3 protein-coding genes are annotated in these 2802 nt (G+C 41.7%); all 3 read left to right on the plus strand.

The features are described 5' to 3' along the window. Positions 1–13: 13 nt before the first annotated feature. Positions 14–139: a helix-turn-helix domain-containing protein gene (locus RHS_RS32390; RefSeq protein ID WP_395023668.1), complete on the plus strand. Its 126-nt coding sequence runs from the start codon at positions 14–16 to the stop codon at positions 137–139. A gap of 8 nt (positions 140–147) precedes the next feature. After that, complete coding sequence (locus RHS_RS29320; protein WP_047835216.1) at positions 148–1947, plus strand: histidine kinase; 1800 nt, start codon at positions 148–150, stop codon at positions 1945–1947. 14 nt (positions 1948–1961) lie between these two features. Beyond that, the coding region (locus tag RHS_RS29325; RefSeq protein WP_047835217.1) for a sugar-binding domain-containing protein at positions 1962–2802 on the plus strand (841 nt) is incomplete at its 3' end.

Here is a 2802-nt window from a genome sequence, read left to right on the forward strand (position 1 = left end):
GCGGGAAAAAGACCTGAGTATATCCCAGGTAAGCAATGAAGTGGGGTATTCAGATCCAAGTTACTTCTGCAGGGTCTTTAAAAAAGTTACGGGTGATACACCGTCCACATGGCGGCGGAGCCACAGACAGGAGAGGTGAGATCCATAATGAAGAAACTGCATCTGAATAGTACGGTGGTTAAAATATTATGTACGGTGATTCTTGGCATTATTTTTGTTTCGTTTGCTGTATCGGCATTTGTCATTCATCTGTCTGAAAATATATTTATTGATACATATGGGAAGTCCCAGGAAAGAGTGTTCCAGCAGGTAGAAAAGGAGTTTAATGACTGCCATGAGACATTAATGAAGGTGGCATCCTCCATTGATTCCAGCTGGGCGTTCCGCCTGTATTTTGACGATAAGCAGATGGATAAAAAAACCGAGTTTCAAACGGTGTATCAGATGCAGAGAGACTTGAAACAGGCACTTAGTTCTGATTTATCGGATGTAAGCGTTATGGTTATCGGAATAACCGGGAAAAGTTATATCAACCAGCAGGAAAACATTACCACACCGGTTAATGAGATACTGGAAAATGATCTGTCAAAACGGTCGCTGGATAATCCCAAGACCATACAGTATCAGTATTTTGATGAAGGGCTTACATCTACCTCAAAGGACGGACAGGCGTTGATTGGGGCAAAGGCCCTTACATATCTGGAGAGCAGCAGACCCTATGCAATTGTTTATTTCACCATGAGGGAGCGGGATGTGAAGGACTATTACGATTACTTTACCGGTGATACCACGGACTTCTATTTGGTAGATGACAAACACAGAGTAGTTTCTTCCAACAGAAATGAATCCATAGGCAGTGTCCTGGATAAGGAATGGGTCACAGATCAGGATGAGCAATATCTGCGCCGCAATTTTAAGGAAAATAATAAGGTATATACCATATTAAAGACGCGTATGCCTTATTTTGGCTTTTCTATATACGGAATAATTGATAATGCGAAAGCGCTTGATAACCAGTATAATATTCCCCAGATGGCGCTGATCTGCCTTGGCATTGCATGTGTTGTGCTTATATTTATCACCATTATCACCAGACAGATCACCCGTCCCTTATCCATTATGGCAGGGAAAATGTCTGAGATAAGAAAAGGTGATTTTGGGCAGTATATGGAAATAAAGGGAACAGAAGAGATCAGGGAGCTGGCGACCACATACAATTTTATGCTGGACGATCTGAAACGGTATATTGATGAATTAATGCGGACCCAGGAAGAAAAGCGGCGTTCAGAGATAAAGGCACTGCAGATGCAGATTAATCCCCATTATATTTATAACACCCTTGCAAGTATAAAATGGCTGATCTGGCAGGGAGATGCAGGGAAATCTTCCCAGACCATTGATGCATTTATTAAACTTCTTAGAAATACAATCAGCGATACCAGTGAATGTATAACCATAGAACAGGAGATTGAAAATCTGAAAAATTATGTACTGATTAACCAGACCCGGTATGGGGAACAGGTTCAGGTAGATTATTATGTCTCGGACGAATGCATGAATTGCATGATTCCCAAAATGTTATTGCAGCCATTCATTGAAAATGCATTTTTCCATGCATTTCCATCAGGAAGAAAGGGCAATATAAAGGTCTGCATCCGGAAAATGGAAAGGAATATGAATATTGAAATTGTGGATGATGGGATCGGTATGAAAAAAAGCCGGGTCCTGAGTCTTTCCAGCGGACATGACAAATCCGAGCATTTTTCCGGCATAGGAATTAATAATGTAGATGACCGTTTAAAACTTCTATATGGTGCAGATTACGGTTTAAATATTCTCAGTGAGGAAAAAGAAGGAACCACTGTGATTATCAGACTGCCGATACAAAATGATGAAATAAATGATCAGACACACTCTAATACAAAAAGAAAATTATTTATAGAATAGAGGAGGATATGGCAATGAAAGCAGAATTAGCATGGTTGGGTGACCCGGAGGTGTTTCAGGTTAACCGTCAGCCGGCGCACTCAGATCATATATTTAAAGTAAAAGGAGAAAGTACGCGTATTTCTCTAAATGGAACCTGGAAATTTTGTTATGCTGAAAATCCATCCGGGCGTCCCGTTGAGTTTTATCAGATGGATTATGACTGTTCCGGTTTTGATGATATTCAGGTACCAGGTCATATACAGCTTCAGGGTTACGACCGCTGCCAGTATATTAACACCATGTATCCCTGGGATGGACAGGAGTTCTTACGCCCGCCTCACATTTCCCAGAGTTATAACCCAACCGGTTCTTATGTAAAAGAGTTTCATGTAGATGAAATGCCGGAGGGCCGCATGTATTTATCCTTCCAGGGAGTGGAGACGGCTTTTTATCTCTGGGTTAATGGTGAATTTATCGGATATAGCGAAGATACGTTTACACCATCCGAATTTGACATAACGGATGTGGTTTCTGCCGGAGTAAATAAACTTGCAGTCGAGGTCTATAAACGCAGCAGTGCCAGCTGGATAGAAGATCAGGATTTCTGGAGATTTTCCGGGATTTTCCGGGATGTATATCTCTATACCACGCCGAAGCTTCATGTAAGGGATATGTTTGCAAACGGCGAGTTAATAAATGGGTATCAGGATGGAAAACTGAATATCCGCCTGGCGATGCAGGGGGATGAAACGGGCTATATAAGAGCATTCCTGAAGAAAACAGATGACGTGGTGTGGTATGAGGAAATCAGTAAGAAAGCCCAGATACTGGAAATAGAAGCTGAAATCCCTTCCGTACAGCCATGGAGTGCAG

The organism is Robinsoniella sp. RHS, from assembly GCF_001029355.1.
Classification (GTDB): domain Bacteria; phylum Bacillota; class Clostridia; order Lachnospirales; family Lachnospiraceae; genus Robinsoniella; species Robinsoniella peoriensis.